This is a genomic window from Microbacterium sp. LRZ72, from assembly GCF_033792225.1.
Classification (GTDB): domain Bacteria; phylum Actinomycetota; class Actinomycetes; order Actinomycetales; family Microbacteriaceae; genus Microbacterium.
Genome location: NZ_JANGEX010000012.1, coordinates 1 through 18,976, shown reverse-complemented (window position 1 = coordinate 18,976; position 18,976 = coordinate 1). Strand labels below are relative to the sequence as shown.

General features: G+C 70.3%; 15 protein-coding genes. 8 read left to right on the top strand and 7 right to left on the bottom strand.

Annotated elements, in window-relative coordinates:
• Window positions 1-5: 5 nt before the first annotated feature.
• Window positions 6-2,369, top strand: a complete 2,364-nt coding sequence (locus M4I32_RS11775; protein ID WP_319034667.1) for an excinuclease ABC subunit UvrA — start codon at window positions 6-8, stop codon at window positions 2,367-2,369.
• Between the two features lie 30 nt (window positions 2,370-2,399).
• On the opposite strand, the gene M4I32_RS11770 is transcribed toward M4I32_RS11775, so the two are convergent.
• Window positions 2,400-2,873, bottom strand: coding sequence for a recombinase family protein (locus M4I32_RS11770; RefSeq protein ID WP_319034666.1), 474 nt, complete (start codon window positions 2,871-2,873; stop codon window positions 2,400-2,402).
• 92 nt (window positions 2,874-2,965) lie between these two features.
• Window positions 2,966-4,717 (bottom strand): sodium:proton antiporter, encoded by a 1,752-nt coding sequence (locus tag M4I32_RS11765; protein ID WP_319034665.1) that lies wholly within the window; start codon window positions 4,715-4,717, stop codon window positions 2,966-2,968.
• A 205-nt stretch (window positions 4,718-4,922) separates the two neighbouring features.
• On the opposite strand from M4I32_RS11765, the gene pip reads away from it, so the two are divergent.
• Both pip and M4I32_RS11755 read left to right on the top strand, forming a co-directional pair.
• Window positions 4,923-5,894 carry a prolyl aminopeptidase gene (gene pip / locus M4I32_RS11760; protein ID WP_413466821.1) on the top strand — a complete coding sequence of 324 codons (972 nt, stop codon included), beginning with the start codon at window positions 4,923-4,925 and terminating at the stop codon, window positions 5,892-5,894.
• Window positions 5,895-5,917: 23 nt separating this feature from the next.
• Window positions 5,918-7,282 (top strand): glutamate decarboxylase, encoded by a 1,365-nt coding sequence (locus M4I32_RS11755; protein ID WP_319034663.1) that lies wholly within the window; start codon window positions 5,918-5,920, stop codon window positions 7,280-7,282.
• A gap of 27 nt (window positions 7,283-7,309) precedes the next feature.
• Here M4I32_RS11755 and M4I32_RS11750 read toward each other — a convergent pair whose 3' ends face one another.
• From M4I32_RS11750 to M4I32_RS11730, 5 genes are all read right to left on the bottom strand, one after another.
• Window positions 7,310-7,576: a glutaredoxin family protein gene (locus tag M4I32_RS11750; RefSeq protein ID WP_319034662.1), complete on the bottom strand. Its 267-nt coding sequence runs from the start codon at window positions 7,574-7,576 to the stop codon at window positions 7,310-7,312.
• Between the two features lie 49 nt (window positions 7,577-7,625).
• Complete coding sequence (locus tag M4I32_RS11745; RefSeq protein WP_319034661.1) at window positions 7,626-8,942, bottom strand: UDP-glucose/GDP-mannose dehydrogenase family protein; 1,317 nt, start codon at window positions 8,940-8,942, stop codon at window positions 7,626-7,628.
• Between the two features lie 73 nt (window positions 8,943-9,015).
• Entirely contained in the window at window positions 9,016-9,477 is a 462-nt protein-coding gene (locus M4I32_RS11740) for an adenylyltransferase/cytidyltransferase family protein (protein ID WP_319034660.1), read from the bottom strand.
• Window positions 9,478-9,588: 111 nt separating this feature from the next.
• Entirely contained in the window at window positions 9,589-10,542 is a 954-nt protein-coding gene (locus tag M4I32_RS11735; RefSeq protein ID WP_319034659.1) for a glycosyltransferase family 2 protein, read from the bottom strand.
• Complete coding sequence (locus tag M4I32_RS11730; RefSeq protein WP_319034658.1) at window positions 10,539-11,597, bottom strand: glycosyltransferase; 1,059 nt, start codon at window positions 11,595-11,597, stop codon at window positions 10,539-10,541. The genes M4I32_RS11735 and M4I32_RS11730 overlap by 4 nt, the downstream gene beginning before the upstream one ends.
• 93 nt (window positions 11,598-11,690) lie before the next feature.
• Between M4I32_RS11730 and M4I32_RS11725 the strand changes: the two genes are divergently transcribed.
• The 5 genes from M4I32_RS11725 to M4I32_RS11705 all read left to right on the top strand — a co-directional run.
• Window positions 11,691-12,425: a CDP-alcohol phosphatidyltransferase family protein gene (locus M4I32_RS11725; RefSeq protein ID WP_319034657.1), complete on the top strand. Its 735-nt coding sequence runs from the start codon at window positions 11,691-11,693 to the stop codon at window positions 12,423-12,425.
• On the top strand, window positions 12,422-13,357 hold the full coding sequence (locus tag M4I32_RS11720; RefSeq protein WP_319034656.1) for a glycosyltransferase family 2 protein: 936 nt from the start codon (window positions 12,422-12,424) through the stop codon (window positions 13,355-13,357). Before M4I32_RS11725 ends, M4I32_RS11720 begins: the two co-directional genes overlap by 4 nt.
• A gap of 61 nt (window positions 13,358-13,418) precedes the next feature.
• The gene (locus tag M4I32_RS11715; RefSeq protein WP_319034655.1) at window positions 13,419-14,048 is read left to right on the top strand and encodes a hypothetical protein; all 630 of its coding nucleotides are present in this window, start codon (window positions 13,419-13,421) and stop codon (window positions 14,046-14,048) included.
• Window positions 14,049-14,313: 265 nt separating this feature from the next.
• Window positions 14,314-14,784: a hypothetical protein gene (locus tag M4I32_RS11710; protein ID WP_319034654.1), complete on the top strand. Its 471-nt coding sequence runs from the start codon at window positions 14,314-14,316 to the stop codon at window positions 14,782-14,784.
• A 14-nt stretch (window positions 14,785-14,798) separates the two neighbouring features.
• Window positions 14,799-18,976: PKD domain-containing protein (locus M4I32_RS11705; protein ID WP_319034653.1), on the top strand; the 4,178-nt coding region annotated here is incomplete at its 3' end.

The window sequence follows — 18,976 nt, the reverse complement described above, 5'->3', positions numbered from 1 at the left end:
TCGCCATGCCGCCAGAGTCCCCGCACCGCGCCGACACGCACGACGTCATCCGCGTCGTGGGGGCCCGCGAGAACAACCTGAAGGGCGTCTCGCTCGAGATCCCCAAGCGGCGGTTGACGGTGTTCACGGGCGTGAGCGGGTCGGGCAAGTCCTCGCTCGTCTTCGGGACGATCGCCGCCGAGTCGCAGCGCCTGATCAACGAGACCTACTCGACGTTCGTCCAGCAGTTCATGGGGCAGCTCTCGCGGCCGGACGTCGACGCGCTGGAGAACCTCAGCGCCACGATCCGGGTGGACCAGGAGCGCATGGGGGCGAACGCCCGTTCCACCGTCGGCACGGCGACGGACGTCCACGCCATGCTGCGGATGCTGTTCAGCCGTCTGGGGAGACCCCACGTCGGGTCGCCCCAGGCTTTCTCGTTCAACGTGCCGTCGGTCAAGGGCGCCGGAGCGGTGACGATCGAGCGGGGACCCGGTGCCTCGGTCAAGGAGCGCCGCTCGTTCGAGATCACGGGCGGGATGTGCCCGCGCTGCGAGGGGCTCGGCGAGGTCAGCGACATCGACCTCGACGCGATCGTGGATCGTTCGCGCTCGCTCGCCGAGGGCGCCATCACCGTCCCGGGCTACAGCGTCGACGGATGGATGGTGCGCATCTTCGCCGAGTCCGGCTTCGTCGACGCGGCCAAGCCGATCCGTGATTACACGGCCGAGGAGCTGAACGACCTGCTGTACCGAGAGCCCACGAAGGTCAAGATGCAGGGCATCAACATGACCTATGAGGGCTTGGTGCCCAAGATCACCAAGAGCATGCTGCAGAAGGACCGCGATGCGCTGCAGCCGCACATCCGCACCTTCGTCGAGCGGGCGGTCAGGTTCCTCCCGTGTCCCGCCTGCGACGGCACGCGCCTGAACGCAGGTGCACGCTCGTCGAGGATCGACGGCGTCAGCATCGCGGATGCCGCGTCCATGCAGATCACCGATCTCGCCCGGTGGGTGCGCACGATCGAAGACGCGTCGGTGGCGCCGCTCGTGGAGGGTCTGCGGGCCACCCTCGACTCGTTCGTCGAGATCGGGCTGGGCTACCTCTCGCTCGACCGCGCGAGCGGCACCCTCTCCGGCGGTGAGGCTCAGCGCACCAAGCTGATCCGCCATCTGGGGTCGAGCCTGACCGACATCACCTACGTCTTCGACGAGCCGACGGCGGGTCTGCACCCGCACGACATCCAGCGGATGAACGATGTGCTGCTCCGCTTGCGCGACAAGGGCAACACCGTGCTCGTCGTCGAGCACAAGCCGGAGGTCATCGAGATCGCGGACCATGTGGTCGACCTCGGTCCCGGCGCCGGTCGCGCCGGTGGTGAGATCCAGTACGAGGGGGATGTCGCGGGTCTGCGGTCCTCGGGCACCCCGACCGGCAGGCACCTCGACCACCGTGCGCAGCTGAAGCCCGTCCCGCGCGCCCCGCGCGGCGCGCTCGAGATCAGGGGAGCGGACCAGCACAATCTCGCGGGGGTGGATGTCGACATCCCGCTCGGGGTGCTCACGGTCGTGACCGGCGTCGCGGGCTCGGGCAAGTCGTCGCTCATCCACGGCAATCTCCCCGCCTTCGAAGGCGTCGTCATCGTCGACCAGACGCCGATCAGGGGCTCCCGGCGAAGCAGCCCGGCGACGTACACCGGACTGCTCGACACCATTCGCGCGGCGTTCGCGAAGGCCAACGGGGTGAAGCCGGGACTCTTCTCGGCCAACTCCGAGGGGGCCTGCCCCGCGTGCAAGGGCCTCGGGGTCATCATCACCGACCTGGGGTTCGCCTCCACCGTCGAGACGGTCTGCGAGGCCTGCGACGCGACCGGCTTCTCCGCGGCGGTGCGCGAATACCTGCTCGAGGGCAAGAACATCTCGGAGGTGCTCGCCATGTCCGTCACCGAGGCGCACGGATTCTTCCCGAAGGGCCCCGCGCATGCCACGCTCACGCGCCTGATCGACGTCGGCTTGGGATACATCACCCTCGGCCAGTCACTCAGCTCGCTCTCGGGCGGGGAGCGGCAGCGCCTCAAGCTCGCGATCAGCATGGCGAAGAAGGGCTTCGTGTACGTGCTCGACGAGCCGACCAACGGTCTGCACCTCGCGGACGTCGACAACCTGCTCGGGCTGCTCGACCGGCTGGTCGAGAGCGGCAACAGCGTCGTGGTCATCGAGCATCATCAGGCCGTGATGGCGCACGCCGACTGGCTCATCGACCTGGGCCCCGGAGCCGGCCGCGACGGCGGGCGGATCGTGTTCGAGGGCACGCCGGCCGACCTCATTCGCGGGGGCAGGTCGCTCACGGCCGAGCACCTGCGCCGCTACGTGGCCGATCAGCCGGGCTGAGCGGTCCGCAGAGAAGGACGTGCCGCCGGGTCAGCGGCCGGCGTCGAAGAGGTGCGTGCCGTCGTGGGCGAGCACTTTGACCATGACGCCGCGCGCGCGCAGCGCCGCGACGGCGAGCGTCTCCTCGGCGATGTCACGGCCGAGGGCGTGGATGTTGGCGACGACGAGGACGTCGCCACGGGTGAGCGTGGCGAAGAAACGATCCAGGCGCCTCGACCAGTCCTCGAGCATCTCGGGGGCCGGGTGGCGGAAGCCCTCGATCGGCACGCCGAAGCGCGTCAGCTGGGCACGCTGCTCGACCACCGAGGGCATTCCGGGTCGTGAGACGACGAGGCCGACCAGCCGGGCACCGGCCGGGCGAGCCTGCCACCAGTGGTGGTCGTGTTCGATCTCGCGGAAGCATCCGGGGCAGTCGGCCGCCGCATGAGCGTCGCCGAGCAGCGCCGGCCCGCCCGCCACCGGTGCCGGTCGGGGGGCGTCGTGCACCTGCACGTCATCCACCATGGACGCTCCTTCGATCGTCCCTCCATTGTGCCGCACGCGGGGTGGGAGCGGGTGCGCTGCGCGGCGGGCGGGGCGCGCCCAGCGCCGTACGGTCAGGACCCGCCGAGGCGCTGCTGCAGGCTCAGCTCTTCGGCGTCGAGCTCGCCGAGTGCGCGACGCAGGGTGGCGGTCGCGTAGGCGCCCTCGCCACGCACGGCGACGAGACGCGCCCGCATGGCGCGGATCGCCACGAGTCGGAGTTCGAGCGTCTCGTGCGCCCGAGCCGTGAGGTCGCCGTCTCGCGGTCGCGACCAGCGCTCCGCGACCCGGCGCCGGGTCGCATCGTCGAAGGCGCGCCCGTCGGCGCGGGTGAGAGCGGGATCGGCCACCGCTGCGGCTGCGGCCGCGTGCAGCTCGACGTTCAGCGCCTCGAGCTCGGTGCGACTCGTCCCGGTCCGCTCCTCGCCCAGCCGCAGCGCGCGGGTGAGCCACGCCAGCGTGCCGCCCTGCAGCAGGAGCGTTCCGGCGGCGACGAGGAACGCGACGAGCACGATCAGCGACCGGCTCGGGGTATCGCGGGGCAGCGTCTGCGCGGCGGCGAGCGTGACCGCCCCGCGCATGCCCGCCCACACGATGATCGTGCCGTGCCGCCAGCCCAGCGGCGAGGACTCGAAGTAGTCGATGTCGGCGAGTGCGCGTCGCACGCGGCGGCGTGCGCGATGCCACGGCCGCGGCGTGGGACGGTCGGCGGCCGGATTGCCGTCCGCGCCCCCGGCGGCTGCCGCGGTATCCGACGCTCCCGGCATCCGTGACTCGGCGGCGTCGATGCGCTTCTCCAGCGCACGCAGCCGATTGCGGCCCGCCGGGTGGGCTCGCGTCCGCCGCGACTGCAGCCACACCAGCGGCGCGACCCACCCGGTGCGCAGGACGAGGACGATGGCGACGGCTGCGGCGGCCAGCCAGGCGGCGTGGCCCAGTCCGCCGTGGTCCCGGGCGCTGTCGCTCAGCACCGTGGCGAGTTCCAGCCCCATCAGGAGGAAGACGGCGCCCTCGAGGATCAGCTCGATCGTGCGCCAGTTCACGTGATCCGAGATGCGCTGGGCCGGCGTGAACCAGCGCGGTGCGCCCTGACCCGTGACGATGCCTGCGACGACCGCCGCGACGAGCCCGGAGCCGCCGAGGTGCTCGGTGGGCAGGTAGGCGACGAAGGGGACGACGAAGCTCAGCGCCGTTGCGGCGGCCGTGTTCGCCACCCACGCGCGCACACGCAGATTCACGAGCCCCACGATCAGCCCGATGCCGACCGCGGCCACCACCGCCCAGACGAAGTCGAGCACGCTCTCGGCCAGCCCGAACGCACCCGTCGCGGCGCCCGTGGCGGAGCTGAGCAGCACCAGCGCGGTGGCGTCGTTGAGCAGGCTCTCGCCCTCGAGCACCGTCACCGTGCGCGGCGAGATGCCGAGCCGCCGCACGATGGAGGTCGCGACGGCATCCGTGGGGCTGAGGATGGCGCCGAGCGCGATCGCGAGGGCGATGCCCAGGCCGGGGATCACCCACGCGAAGAAGACCCCCAGCGCGAAGGCCGTCACGATCACGAGGGCGACCGACAGGCTGCTGATCGCCGCGAAGTCGCGCCGGAACTCCATCGCCGGCAGCGACACCGCCGCCGAATACAGCAGTGGCGGGAGGATGCCCATCAGGATCCACTCCGGGTCGATGAGCACGTCCGGCACGAACGGGAGCAGGCTGACCATGACGCCGACGACGACCAGCACGAGGGGTGCGAGGATGCCGACGCGCGGCGCGAGGGCCGTCGCGAGGGCGATCGTCACCACGGCCAGCACGAGGGCCAGGAGCAGTTCCATCGCCTAGTCCGGATCCACGGCGGGTGTGGCGGGCATGCGTACGAGCCTATTGCGGATGCCGCGGGCGGCACGGGAGCGGCGCCGGACCACGACGCACGCGGACACCGGCCTCGCGCGTCCCACGTCACGACGACCTCAGGCGGTACCGTGACGTGGTGACGTTCAGTGGCGGTATTCGGCGATGGTCCCGATCGGGCGGGTCCCGATGGTGAGCGCGGAGACACCCCTGTACCCGCCGATCGAGCCCTACGCGTCCGGTCAGCTGCTCGTCGGCGACGGCCACCGGGTGTACTGGGAGCAGAGCGGCAACCCCGACGGCAAGCCCGTCGTGTTCCTGCACGGCGGACCCGGCGGGGCGACGTCGCCGTGGCACCGGCGCCTGTTCGACCCGGAGCGGTACCGCATCGTGCTGCTCGACCAGCGTGGCTGCGGTCGGAGTACACCGCACGCCAGTGCGCCCGACGCCGACATGCGCGCGAACACCACGTGGCATCTGGTGGCCGACATCGAGCTGCTGCGAAGAAATCTCGGCATCGCCCGCTGGCAGGTCTTCGGCGGTTCGTGGGGAAGCGCCCTGGCGCTCGCCTACGCGCAGACCCACCCGCAGGTGGTCAGCGAGATCGTGCTGCGCGGCGTCTTCACCCTGCGCCGGCACGAGCTGGAGTGGTTCTACGAGGGGGGCGCCGAGGCGATCTTCCCCGATCTCTGGGAGCAGTTCATCGCTCCGATCCCCGTGCTGGAACGTTCCGGCCTGATCGAGGCGTATCACCGCAGGCTGCGCGACCCGGACCCCGCGGTGCACGTGCCCGCCGCGATCGCCTGGTCGAGATGGGAGGCGGCCACGCTGACGCTGCGGCCGGATCCGGCTCTCGTCCAGGCGATGACCGAGACCGCCACCGCGACCGCGTTCGCCCGCATCGAGAACCACTACTTCCGCCACGGCGGCTGGTTCCGTGAGGGACAGCTCATCGAAGACGCCGCGCGACTGCGTGACATCCCCGCCGTCATCGTGCAGGGACGCTACGACGTGTGCACCCCCGCGATGACCGCGTGGGACCTGCACCGGGCGTGGCCGGAGGCTGATCTCGTCATGGTCGACGATGCCGGCCATGCGGTGAGCGAACCCGGCATCCGGGCCGCGCTGATCGCCGCGACCGACCGTTTCGCCGAACGCTGATCGCCCCTCACCCGAAGGACGTCATGCTCGACAGTGAACTGACCCCGCTCTTCTCCCGCGGCCTGCGCGACTCGGCCATCGCGCGCAATCGCATGGGCGCCGAGGAGCTGCTCCCCGACACCGCTTACCAGATCGTCCACGACGAAGCTCTGCTCGACGGCAATGCACGGCTCAACCTCGCGACCTTCGTGTCGACCTGGATGGACGGGCACGCCGACCGGCTCTATGCCGACACGTTCGACAAGAACATGATCGACAAGGACGAATACCCCTCGACCGCAGCCGTCGAGGCCCACTGCTGGCGGATCCTCGCCGACCTGTGGAACGCCCCCGACGTCGCGGACGCGGTCGGCACGTCGACGACGGGCTCCTCGGAGGCGGCGATGCTGGGGGGACTGGCGTTCAAGCGCCGGTGGCAGCATGCGCGTCGCGCGGCCGGCAAGCCCACGGACCGGCCGAACCTCGTCATGTCGAGCGCGGTGCAGGTCTGCTGGGAGAAGTTCTGCAACTACTTCGACGTCGAACCGCGCTTCGTTCCCGTGAGCGAGCAGCATCCGGTCTTCGACGGGCACGACCTCGCCTCGCACGTCGATGAGAACACGATCGGCGTCGTCGCGATCATGGGGGTGACCTACACCGGTGCCTACGAGCCGGTCAAGAAGATCGCCGCGGCCCTCGACCGCATCCAGGAGGACACGGGTCTCGACGTCCCCATCCACGTCGACGGTGCGTCCGGAGCGATGATCGCGCCGTTCCTGCAGCCCGAGCTGGACTGGGACTTCCGCCTGGAGCGGGTGCACTCGATCAACCCGTCGGGGCACAAGTACGGCGGGGTGTACCCGGGCCTGGGCTGGGTGGTGTGGCGCGACGAGAAGTGGCTGCCCGACGATCTCGTCTTTCGCGTGTCGTACCTGGGCGGAGACATGCCCACCTTCGCCCTGAACTTCTCACGGCCCGGGGCGCAGGTGCTGCTGCAGTACTACCTGTTCCCGCGTCTCGGATACGCGGGCTACACGGCCATGCAGCAGTCATCGCAGGATGTCGCGGTGCACCTGTCCTCGTCGATCGAGAAGATGGGCCCGTTCGAGCTGATCAGCGACGGCACCGACATCCCGGTCTTCGCCTGGCGGCTCACCGACGGCTACACCGACAGATGGAACCTGCACCACCTCAGCGATCGACTGCGGATGCACGGCTGGCTGGTGCCGACCTACCCGCTGCCGGTCGACCGCGACGAGATCATCGTGCAGCGCATCGTCGTGCGCAACGACCTGAGCATCGACATCGCCGACAAGCTGCTGGCCGACATCCGGGCCGAGGTCGAGTATCTCGACCAGCTGGACGCCCCCATGCCCACGTCGGGGCAGCAGCCGGGATTCCACCACTGACGTGCGGCGCGCGGGGGATCGCCCGCGTCAGGCGAGCAGGTTCAGCTCGCGCAGCTTCGCCTCGACGTCGGCGTTGGAGGGCTCGACGTGATGTGAGCGGTCGGGATAGACGACCACCGGGATGTTGGTGCGTCCCGAGATGTCCTTCGCGACGTCCGCGGCGGCGGGGTCGGCCTCGAGATCGACGTACGTGTAGGTCACGTCCAGGTCGTCGAGCTGCTTCTTGGTCCGGCGGCAGTCGCCGCACCACTCGGCGCCGAACATGGTGATCGTGCTGTCTGCTGAAGAGGTCATGCCCTCCAGCCTACGGTCGCGCCGCGAGGGTGTCGTCGGAAGGTCCCGGTCAGGGCCGACCGAGGCCGCGATACGTCCATCCCGCGGCGCGCCAGGCGGCCGGGTCGTAGCTGTTGCGTCCGTCGATCACCTGGCGGTTCGCGACCAGGCCCGCCACCTCCGCCGGGTCGAGGTAGCGGTACTCGTCCCACTCGGTGACCATGACCACGGCGTCGGCGTCACGCAGCGCATCGTCGAGCGTCTCGCGGTAGTCCAGCTGGGGGTGGATGCGGCGCGCATTCTCGATCGCCTCCGGGTCGGTGACGCGAACGTCGACGCCCAGACCCTTCAGGCGCACGGCGACATCCAGGGCCGGTGAGTCGCGGACGTCGTCCGAGTGCGGCTTGAAGGCCAGCCCGAGCACGGCGACGCGCTTGTTGTACGGTTCGCCGTCCAGGGCGTCGATGACGTGCTGCACCACCCGGTCGCGGCGGCGCATGTTGATGGCGTCGATCTCTTTGAGGAAGGCCACGGACTCGCCGCGTCCCAGCTCCTCGGCACGCGCCATGAACCCGCGGATGTCTTTCGGCAGGCATCCGCCGCCGAAGCCCACGCCCGCACCCAGGAAGCGACGGCCGATGCGCACGTCGAAGCCGATCGCGTCGGCGAGCTGTGTGACATCGGCGCCCGTCACCTCGGCGATCTCGGCCATGGCGTTGATGAACGAGATCTTGGTCGCCAGGAAGGCGTTGGCCGAGACCTTGACCAGCTCGGAGGTCGCGTAGTCCGTCACGACGAGCGGCGTGTCGTCTGCGAGCGCCGTCGCGTACACCTCGCGGAGCGCCTGCTCCCCCCGCGCGGCGGCATCCGGCTCGGGGGAGAGACCGAACACGAGGCGATCGGGTGTCAGCGAGTCCTTCACGGCGAATCCCTCGCGCAGGAACTCCGGGTTCCACGCCAGCACGGCCCCGGAGCCGTGCTCGGCCACCCGCTCGGCGAGCCGTCCGGCCGTGCCGACGGGCACGGTCGACTTGCCGACGACCACGTCGTTCGGGGAGAGCTGGGGGAGCAGCTGCTCGACGGCCGCGTCGACGTACGTCAGGTCGGCGGCGTAGGAGCCCCGCTTCTGGGGCGTTCCCACGGCGATGAAGTGCACCTGGGCGCCACGCGCCTGCGCGATGTCGGAGCTGAAGGTCAGGCGGCCCGTCTTGCGCGCGCTGATCAGCAGCTCCGGCAGCCCGGGTTCGAAGAAGGGCGCATCCCCGCGCGCCAGCGCATCGAGCTTGACCGGGTCGACGTCGATGCCGACCACCTCATGCCCCAGTTCCGCCATGGCGGCCGCGTGGACCGCACCCAGGTATCCGCATCCGATGACCGAGATCCGCATTCGCTCCCTCTCGTGCTGGCACAACGCGAGCCCGCTCCCGCGCCGGTCATGGCGGCGGGCGCAAGGCTCCTCCTCAGACTCTAGCGGTGCGAGGCGCGGAGGCCGCGGCGGGCGAGCCGGTGATCGCGTCCAGAGCGCGGCGCAGCGCGGTGCTGGACGTGTGCGCCGTGTACGGGAAGTAGACGATCTCGACGCCCACCTGCGCGAATTCCCGTTCGAGCGCGGCACCCTTCTCGGTGCCGCGCCAATCGTCGCCCTTGAAGAAGTGCGTGAAGCCCACCTCGCGCCAGGCGTCGATCTTCGACGGTGTGGACTCGACGTGCACGTCGTCGACGAATCGCACGGCGCGCACGATCTCGGCGCGCTCCGCGGTCGGGATGACGGGTTCCACGCCCTTCACGCTCCGCAGCATCTCGTCGCTGACCACCCCCGCGATCAGCACGTCGCAGTGCTCCTTGGCGTGCCGAAGGATGTTGAGATGCCCGACGTGGAAGAGATCGAACGCTCCCGCGGCATAGCCGATGCGCTGTGGCATGTGATTCCCCAGATTCCCCAGATTCCCCAGTGCGCGGCTCCCCAGCCGCGTGCGGCACAGTCTACGGTCTTGCCCCGTGCCGGGTGAAGGGGCCGCCGTGGATGGTCGGCATCATGACACCCGCCCGGCTTTCTCGCGCCGGCTGTACTCGCGGTAGTGCAGCCCGAGCGCCCCCGCTGTCATGCCTGCGCCGCGGGCGGCCAGCCGCATGCCGCGCGCATCGTGTGTGACGCTGCGAGTGAGTCGGCCCCATAGGGCCCGTGCGACCCCGACGACGGTGCGGAGGAGGCCCGCCGCGCCCCACCGCACCCGGCGCGCCATGGCGGTGGCGCGGTCGGCGGCGAGCAGCACGTCGCCGCGCACGGTCGTCGTTCCGACGCGGAATGCGCGCAGCAGCACCCACCTGCGGGTCAGCCGGTCGGCGGGGACCGGATCGCTCACGCGCGCTGCGGGCGCCGAAACGATGCGGGCGCCCCCAGCGCGGGCCTGCCGGGTGAAGAAGATGTCCTCGCCTCCGCTGCCGGCGAAGCGCTCGTCGAAGCGCAGGCCCAGGCGTTCGACGGTGGCCAGATCGAGCAGGAGGTTGTTCGTCGGCGCCGCCGCCATGTGCTCGCCTTCGGCGAACCGCACGCGGCGGAAGAAGCCCCCCGCCTCTATCCAGGGATCGAGGGCGGTGTCGAACGTCGAGACGACCTCGCCGGCGACGATCTCGGCAAATCCCGCCAGCCACGGATCCGTCAGCGCTCGGAGCCAGCCGTGGCTGGGCATCTCGTCGTCGTCGATGAACACGAGAGCGTCGGCGGATGCGGCGAGGGCGGCCTCGATCGCGCGGTTGCGCACCGCGCTCAATCCGCGCCGCGGTTCGGCGACGTAGTCCACTCCGCGCCGCTCAGCGCTGCCGCGCGCCGACTGCGCCGGGTCGTTGTCGACGACGATGACGCGCACGCGGATGCCGTCGCTCTCGCGCGCGTGCGCCAACAGCTCCGGCAGCAGCCGGTCCAGTCTCTCGGTGCGGCGGAACGTCGGCACCGTGACGGCGACGCTCCGCGCGGCATCCGGCGTCACCGGGATCCTCGCCGCCGCCGCCGCGCGCGACGGGTCGCGATCGCCCGCACGTAGGCGGCGCGGTGCTGCTCCCCGGCCTCGGCCCAGCCCCGGGAACTCAGATCGGGGGATCCGGGCGGGCCCCCGTGCCCGAGCGAATCCATGAACCCGCGCAGGTCGTCGGCCGTCAGCTCGTCCCCGTAGAGGAAGACCCACTCGGCGCCCACCTCGTCGCGCAGCGAGCGGTTGACGTCGTTGTCGGGCACGAGCACGGGCCGGTCGAGCGAGAGCGCCGCGAGAACGGCTCCGGAGTTGTGCATGAACCGGTAGGGCAGCACGACGCCCGCGACCGAGCGGATGGCGCGGGCGAACTCCGGCTCCGCCAGGAAGCGCAGATCGAGCCCGATCCGCGAGTCCGCCTCGGCACTCGCGCGCACCTCGCGCGCCAGCGATTCGCTCGTCGGGTTGCCGCAGACCCGCAACCGCCATTCCGTGTGTGTCATGTCCGTCTGGGCGAACGCCGCGAGAAGCGCCTCTACGCCCTTGTACCGGCGGACGAGCCCGATGAAGCCGATCGTGCGGGGTTCGGCGTCGGGATGTGGCGCCGACGAGAACCAATCCCGGAAGTGGCCGTGCGGGATCATGCTGGACGTCGGGGAACCTGCGCCGGCGGTCTCGGCGTTGAGGACGATCCGATGGTCGGTCCTCGCGTCGATGCGGCGCAGCAGCATGCGCTCCCACCGGTTCACATCTCGCGGCAGCTCGACGTTGTGCACGGTGCGGACCACGGCGACGCGGGTGAGCTGCAGGCGAAGGACCAGCGCGGTGGCGAACAACCGCCGCGCCAGGGCCTTCGCCGGCGTCGAGCCGCCGAACAGCGTTTCGGGCCAGTGGAAGTGGAGGGCGTCGAGGCGGCCGACGAGAGCGGCGCGCCGATCGAACCGCCGATGATCGAGGCCCTCGGTCGTGGCGAGCGCGGCATCCAGCATGTGGATGTACGGATTGGTCGTCGCCCGTGGCGTGCCGAAAGATTGCATCACGCGCACTGAATCCGCGCGCCTGTCAGCGTCCCCCATGGCCACAGTCTGCCAGGTTCCCCCACATGCCCGGGGGCGAGAGCGTCTATGCTCGTTCTTCAACGACGACGTGCAGAAGATGGGGGATCTGGCATGTCAGAAACGATTGTGGCGTCCTATCGGCGCCTGGGGGCGGCGCAGAAGGGGCATGCGCGCGGGGCGCCCGGATACTCCGTGTACGTCAACCGGCGGCTCGGCAGGGTCTTCGCCGCCGCCGCGCACCGCGCCGGGCTGACGCCGAACCAGGTCACGCTCATCAGCGCTGCGCACACGCTCGCCGCGGTCGTGCTGCTGCTCGCGGCGCCCGCCGTGTGGTGGAACGGGGTGCTCGTGGCGGCGCTGATGGCACTGGGCTACGCCTGGGACTCGGCCGACGGCCAGCTCGCGCGCCTGCGCGGAGGGGGCAGCCTCGCGGGCGAGTGGCTCGATCACTACGTGGATGCCGTGAAGATCGCGGTGCTGCACCTGGCGGTCCTGGTGGCGCTATGGCTGCACACCGACCTGCGTGACAGCGCATGGCTCGTGCTGCCGCTGCTGTACTCGGTCGTCTCCGTCGTGAGCTTCTTCGGCATGCTGCTGAACGATCTGCTCAAGGGCAAGAAGGGCGTCGCGTCGACGCACGCGCGCGGGGGCGGCACGTTCGTCCGTTCGATGGTGCTGCTGCCGACGGACTTCGGCGTGCTGTGCCTCGTGTTCGCGCTGTGGGGATGGACGGCCGGCTTCCTCGCGGTCTACGGCGCCCTCCTGGTGCTCAACGCCGCGTTCCTCCTGCTGGCCAGCGCCAAATGGTTCCGCGAGATCAGCGCCCTCGACCGGATCGCCGCATGACCGCCGCGCTGATCATCGTCAACTACGGCTCGAGCGGGCTCCTCGAGGCCAATGCGGCGGCGAACGAGCTGCCCGGCGGGTGCGAGTTGATCGTCGTGGACTGCTACAGCGGGCACGCGGAACGGGCGCGCGTCGCCGCGCTCTGCGAGCGGCATGGGTGGAGCGCTGTGCTGTTGGAGGAGAACCGCGGCTTCGGCGGCGGCGTCAACGCCGGGGCGCAGCTCGCGCTCGAGCACGGAGCCGACGTACTGGTCACGCTCAACCCGGATGCCGTCATCGACGCGCAGGCGCTGGCCGCTCTCATCGACCAGGCCCGCACGCAGCCGGATGCCCTGGTGGCGCCGCGGATCGTCACGGGCTCCGGTGCGTCGTGGTTCCAAGGGGCCGATCTGTACCTCGACGACGGATCCGTCGCGGGTGCTCACCGGCGTGTGCCCGGCCGGCCTCGTCGGGAGTGGCTGACGGGTGCGTGCCTCGCGGTCTCGGCCGCTCTGTGGCGGCGAGTCGGCGGTTTCGACGAGGACTACTTTCTCTACTGGGAGGACATCGACCTCTCCCACCGGGTGCTCGACGCCGGGGGGCGACTGGTCATCGCCGATGTACGCGCCGTTCACGACGAGGGGCAGACCCACGAGGACGCGCGTGCCGGGCGAGCCAAGTCCGAGACCTACTACTACTACAACGTGCGCAACCGACTGATGTATGCGGGGAAGCATCTCGGTGCGCGGGACAGGCGTGCGTGGCTGCGTGCCACGCCGAGGGTGTCGTACGGCATCCTTTTGCAGGGGGGCCGCCGTCAGTTCCTTCGCTCCCTCGCCCCATGGCGGGCGGGAGTGCGGGGGATGCGTGACGGTGTCCGACTGGTCAGAGCCCAGCGGATGCCGTCGCGGGAGCCGCGGCCGAGTCCACGCGCGAGGGGCGCGCGGACGTGACCACGATGTTCGATTCGAAACTGGGGGAGAAATGGCGCGAAATCGAGCCACCATACTGACCGTGTGCACAGCGAACGTCTGCCGCTCGGTGCTGGCGCAGCTGACTCTGGAGAATGCGCTCCAGAGTCAGGAGGACGCCGATGCGCTGCGCGTCACCAGCGCGGGCGTGCACGCCGCCACATCGGCGGACGCCTGTGCGCGAGTGGAGCGGCGCCACGCCGACGAAGCCTGGCGCGATGCCGCCGCCGCGCATCGACCGACCCGTGTGACGCCGTTCAAGGTCACGCAGGCGCAGCTGATCCTCACGGCATCGCGTTCGTCGCGGATCGCGGTGGCGAAGCTCGTCCCCGAGGCGCGGGCTCGTGTCTTCACGCTGTCCGAGGCCGTCCTGCTCGGTGAGGGGTACGAGCGGGACCCGTCGCTGCGCGAGGCCGACACGGTCGCGGCGTTCGCCGACTATCTCGACGCGCAGCGCGGCATCCGTCCGATCGCGTCGCCGAAGCGTCGCTTTGCGTGGTCGCGCATGTCTCCGGACCGGTTGAGCATCGTCGACGGACACAACGTCGACCAGCGCACGCATGCCACCACCCTGGACGCGGTGGAGAAGGCGTCGCTGCGCATCGCGGAGCTGGTCTCGGGCTCCTCGCCGCGCACGCGGACGGCTCGCCGACGCGCGACCGCGAGCGTATAGCAGACCGTGTATCGACGCCACGGGGCAACTGCCCTATAGTGGCGGAAGGGCGACCGACTGGGGGTGTCGCCCACTGGGGAATCTGGGGATTGACGTGAGGCCGCTGGACGGCACATGTCGGAATTTGGGGATTGACGTGAAGTCGCTTGTCGACGCGCGTCGCGGGGGCGACGTGCCATTTCTTCGCGGCACCATCTCGGTGGCCGTGATTCTGTCTTGTGTGCTGCTGTCCGCCTGTACGGGCGGCCAGGTCGAGGATCCGCCCGTGGCGGCGAGCGATGTGCCGACGCCGACGGCGACGGCGAGCGCCGAGCCGGACGCGCCGGTCGAGCCGGCGCCGCTGCCGACCGAATCCGCCGAGCTGGAGGACCCGGTCGCCTTCGACACCGGGATGCAGGTCTCGATCGAAGGTGTCGAGGTCGTCACCGTGGAGGCCGAGACGCCCGGCGAGGTCTCCGGACCCGCGGTCGTCGTCTCGGTCGCCGCGGTCAACGACTCCGACGCGGACGTCGTGCTCGACTCCGCCGTGGTCACGCTCGTGACCGACGACGGCGAACTGGGGATCCCGACCATCGCCGGTCCCGACGATCCCCTGACCGGCTCGCTCCGCCCCGGCGACCGCGCCGAGGGCAGCTACGTCTTCATGCTCGACCCCGCGGCCGATCGCGGTGTCACCGTCAGTGTCAATTACGCGGCGGGTCAGCCCGTCGCTCTGTTCACAGGGCGCACGTCCTGATCATGGGAGATCGAATGAACACTTCTGCCCTCGTCAGGCGCGTCGTCGCGGGGGCGACCGCAGTCGTCCTGATCGCCGCCGGCGCTGTCGCGCTCTCGGCATCGCCCGCCACCGCAGCCGACGAGTTGCCGAGCCCGGCGCCGCTGCTCCAGCGCGACGAGAGCGTCGCGACCGCCGATCCGCTGCCGACGGTGCAGATCGACGAGGGTTTCGTCTGGGCGCAGACGACGATCGGCAACACGGTCTACGCCGCGGGCAGTTTCTCGAACGCGCGTGCGCCTCTGGCGGCGCCGGGAACGAACCTGACCCCCCGCAACAACCTGCTGGCGTTCGACATCACGACCGGCGACCTGCTGCCCTTCGCCCCCGACGTCAACGGCGAGATCCGCTCGATCGCGGCGTCGCCGGACGGCACGCGCATCTACATCGGCGGATCGTTCAATTCGGTCAACGGGCAGGCCCGGTGGAACTTCGCGGCGCTGGATGCGACGACGGGACAACTCGTGTCGGGTTTCCAGCCGGCGATCGGCGGGGTCGGCGTGTACGGCATCGTCGCCACCGACGCGACCGTCTACCTCGCAGGCCTGTTCACGCAGGCCAACGGTGTCGCGCGCACCAACTTCGCGGCGGTCGCGGCGTCGAACGGCGCACTTCAGACGTGGGCGCCGGAGTCCGACCTCCAGGTTGATGCGCTCGTCGAGGAGCCGGGCACGGGGCGCCTCATCGCCGGCGGCCGCTTCTACGAGGTCAACGGCGTCGTGCAGCGCGGGCTCGCCGCGCTCGATCCGGCATCCGGAGCGCTCTACGACGACTGGCAGGCGCCGGACACCATCAAGAACGGGTGGAACGAGGGCCAGAACGCCGGCCGCGCCGGCATCTTCGCGCTGGCGACGGACGACACGGGCATCTATGGCACCGGCTGGGTCTTCGCGAACGCCGCGACAGGCAATCTCGAGGGTACCTTCGCGGCCGACGCGGGCACGGGCGCCGTGCGCTGGGTCGCCGACTGCCACGGCGATCACTACGGCGTCTACTCCAACGGCGACATCGTCTACACGACGACCCACACCCACCAGTGCGACACCGTCAGCCTCTGGCCCGAGCTCAGCCCGCGTCAGTACCGCTATGTGGAGGCCTACACGACCGACGCGCGCGGCGTCCTGCCGCGCACGCCGTCCGCCGGCAGTCTCTATCAGGACTGGCAGGGGACTCCGTCGCCGTCGGTCTACAACTGGTTCCCGGACTTCACGGTGGGCACGGCGTCGGGCCTCGGCCAGGCCGGGCTGTCGATTACCGGCGCGGGCGACTACGTCGCGGTGGCCGGCGAGTTCACCTCGGTGAACAACCAGCGCTACCAGGGGATCGTGCGCTTCTCCACCTCGCCGTCGAGCGGCGCCGATCAGGGGCCGCGGCTCTCGGGCGCCGACTGGGAGCCCACGGCCCGTTCGGTGACGCCCGGGCGCGTGCGCGTCTCGGTCCCGATGAACTACGACCGCGACGACCTCGATCTGACCTATGAGCTCCTTCGCGAGGGAGAATCCGAACCGGTCGTCTCGCGCATCGAGGAGTCCCGGTGGTGGGTCGACACCGACGTGATCCTCGAGGAGAAGGACCTCGCCGCGGGCTCCACGCACACCTATCGCGTTCGCGTGACGGACGGTGACGGCAATGCCGTGACCAGCGATCCCGTCACCGTGTCCGTCGCGGACGGCGAGCCTTCGCTGTACGCCGACACGGTTCTCGACGACGGGGCGACCCTCTACTACCCGCTGGGCGAGATCCACGACGACTGGGCCGGCGACAACCCGCAGGTGCGGGGCGACGGCGTCACCGACGTGACCCCGGGTGCCGTCGAAGGCAGCACGGGTGCGGGCGCGACCGAGTTCAGCGGCACGAGCGCGGGGCGCATCACGGCGGGCGACCGGGTGTCGCCCGGTGAGGAGTTCTCGGTCGAGCTGTGGTTCAAGACCGACACGACGCGCGGTGGCAAGCTCATCGGGTACGGCAACTCTCGCACCGGCACCTCGGGAAGCCACGACCGCCACGTCTACATGCAGAACAGCGGCCGCCTGACATTCGGGGTCTATCCCGGTTCGACGAAGACGATCTCGAGCCCGGCGTCGTACAACGACGATGAGTGGCATCACGTGGTCGCCACGCAGGGCGAGGCCGGGATGAGCCTCTATGTCGACGGCGAACTCGTCGCGGGCGATGCGAGCGTCACGACGGCCCAGTCCTACACGGGATACTGGCGCATCGGGGGAGACAACACCTCGGGGTGGCCAAGCAGCCCGACCTCGAGCTACTTCGCCGGCGAGATCGATGAGGTCGCCGTCTACGCCAGCGCCCTCACGGCCGGTCAGGTGAGCGCACACACGGCCGCGGGCGAAGGGCTCGAAACGCCCACGGCCGCCTTCGAGTCGGCTGCGACCGACCTCGACGTCGAGTTCGACGGAACGGGATCCACCGCCGACGACGGTCGCACCATCGTCGGGTACGAATGGGACTTCGGCGACGGCAGCGCCGTCGCCACGGGCGCAACGGTGCAACACTCCTACGCCACGGCCGGCTCTTACGAGGTGTCGCTGACGGTGACCGACGATCGGGGTCTGACCGCAGTGGTCTCGCAAGAGGTCGTCGTCGAAGCGCCGAACGTGGACCCGACCGCTGAGTTCACCAGCACCGTGAACAGCCTGACGGCGACGTTCGACGGCTCGGCATCCAGCGATGCGGACGGCGACATCGCCACCTACGAGTGGGACTTCGGTGACGGCAGCGACCCCGGCTCCGGCTCCACGGTCTCGCACGTCTATGCGTCCGATGGCGACTACACGGTGACATTGACGGTTACCGATGACCGTGGCGGCGAGGCATCGACGACGAGCGAGGTGACGGTCTCTCACGACGCGCCCGTGGCGTCGTTCGAGAGCACGACGACCGGCCTGGGCGTCTCCGTAGACGCCACGGGTTCGTCCGCGGCTGACGGTGCTTCGCTCGAATACTCCTGGAACTGGGGCGACGGCACCGCCGACGCGACGGGCGTGGGCGCGTCGCACACGTACTCCGAAGCGGGCGAGTACACCGTGACGTTGACGGTGACCGATGAGTTCGGCGCGACGGCGACCGAGACGGGCGTCGTCACCGTGACGGCCGCGCCGGTCGAAGCGGTGGTGTTGGCGGATGCGTTCGAGCGTTCGGTGGCGTCGGGGTGGGGTTCTGCGGATGTCGGCGGGCCCTGGTCGGCGATGTGGGGTGCGGCCTCGGCGGGTTCGGTTGCCGATGGGCGTGGCCTGGTGTCGTTGGATGCGGGGCAGACGCGCAACTTCGCGGCCGAGGATGTCGCGGTGTCGGATGTGTCGGCGTCGGTGGAGTTCGCGCTCGAGTCGGATCCGTCGACGGGTAATGCGTATGCGGGTCTGGCGGCGCGGCAGTCGGCGTCGGAGAACTACACGACGCGGGCGTGGATGCGCAGCGACGGGAGTGTGTGGCTGGTGGTGCAGCGTTCGGGGACGGTGCTGGCTGCGCCGATTCTGAACGGGGTGTCGTGGGCTGAGGGTGATGTGTTCCGGATGGAGACGGAGGTCACCGGGGCGAACCCGACGACGATCCGGTCGAAGCTCTGGAAGGACGGGTCGGCGGAGCCTGCGGGTTGGCAGGCGTCGGTGACGGATTCCGAGGCGGGTCTGCAGGATGCGGGGTGGGTGAGCACTCACTTCGCGCGGGCCGGATCGGCGGCGTCTGCGGGGACGATCGCGTTCGATGAGGTGAGCGTGACGGACCTGTCGGCGCCGGTGACCGATCCGGGCGACCCGGATGAGCCGGTGAACGAGGATCCGGTGGCGTCGTTCTCGTCGGAGGTGGCGGATCTGGATGTGTCGGTGGATGCGTCGGGTTCGTCGGATGCGGATGGGTCGGTCGACTCGTATGCGTGGAGCTGGGGTGATGGCTCGGCGGATGGTTCGGGTGTCACGGCGTCGCACACGTATGCCGCGGCGGGCGAGTACACGGTGACGTTGACGGTGACCGATGACGAGGGCGCCGAGGCGTCGTCGACCGAGACGGTCACGGTGACCGAACCGGTCACCGACCCCGGCGACCCCGACCCGGTTGAGCCGGCGGTGGTGTTGGCGGATGCGTTCGAGCGTTCGGTGGCGTCGGGGTGGGGTTCTGCGGATGTCGGCGGGCCCTGGTC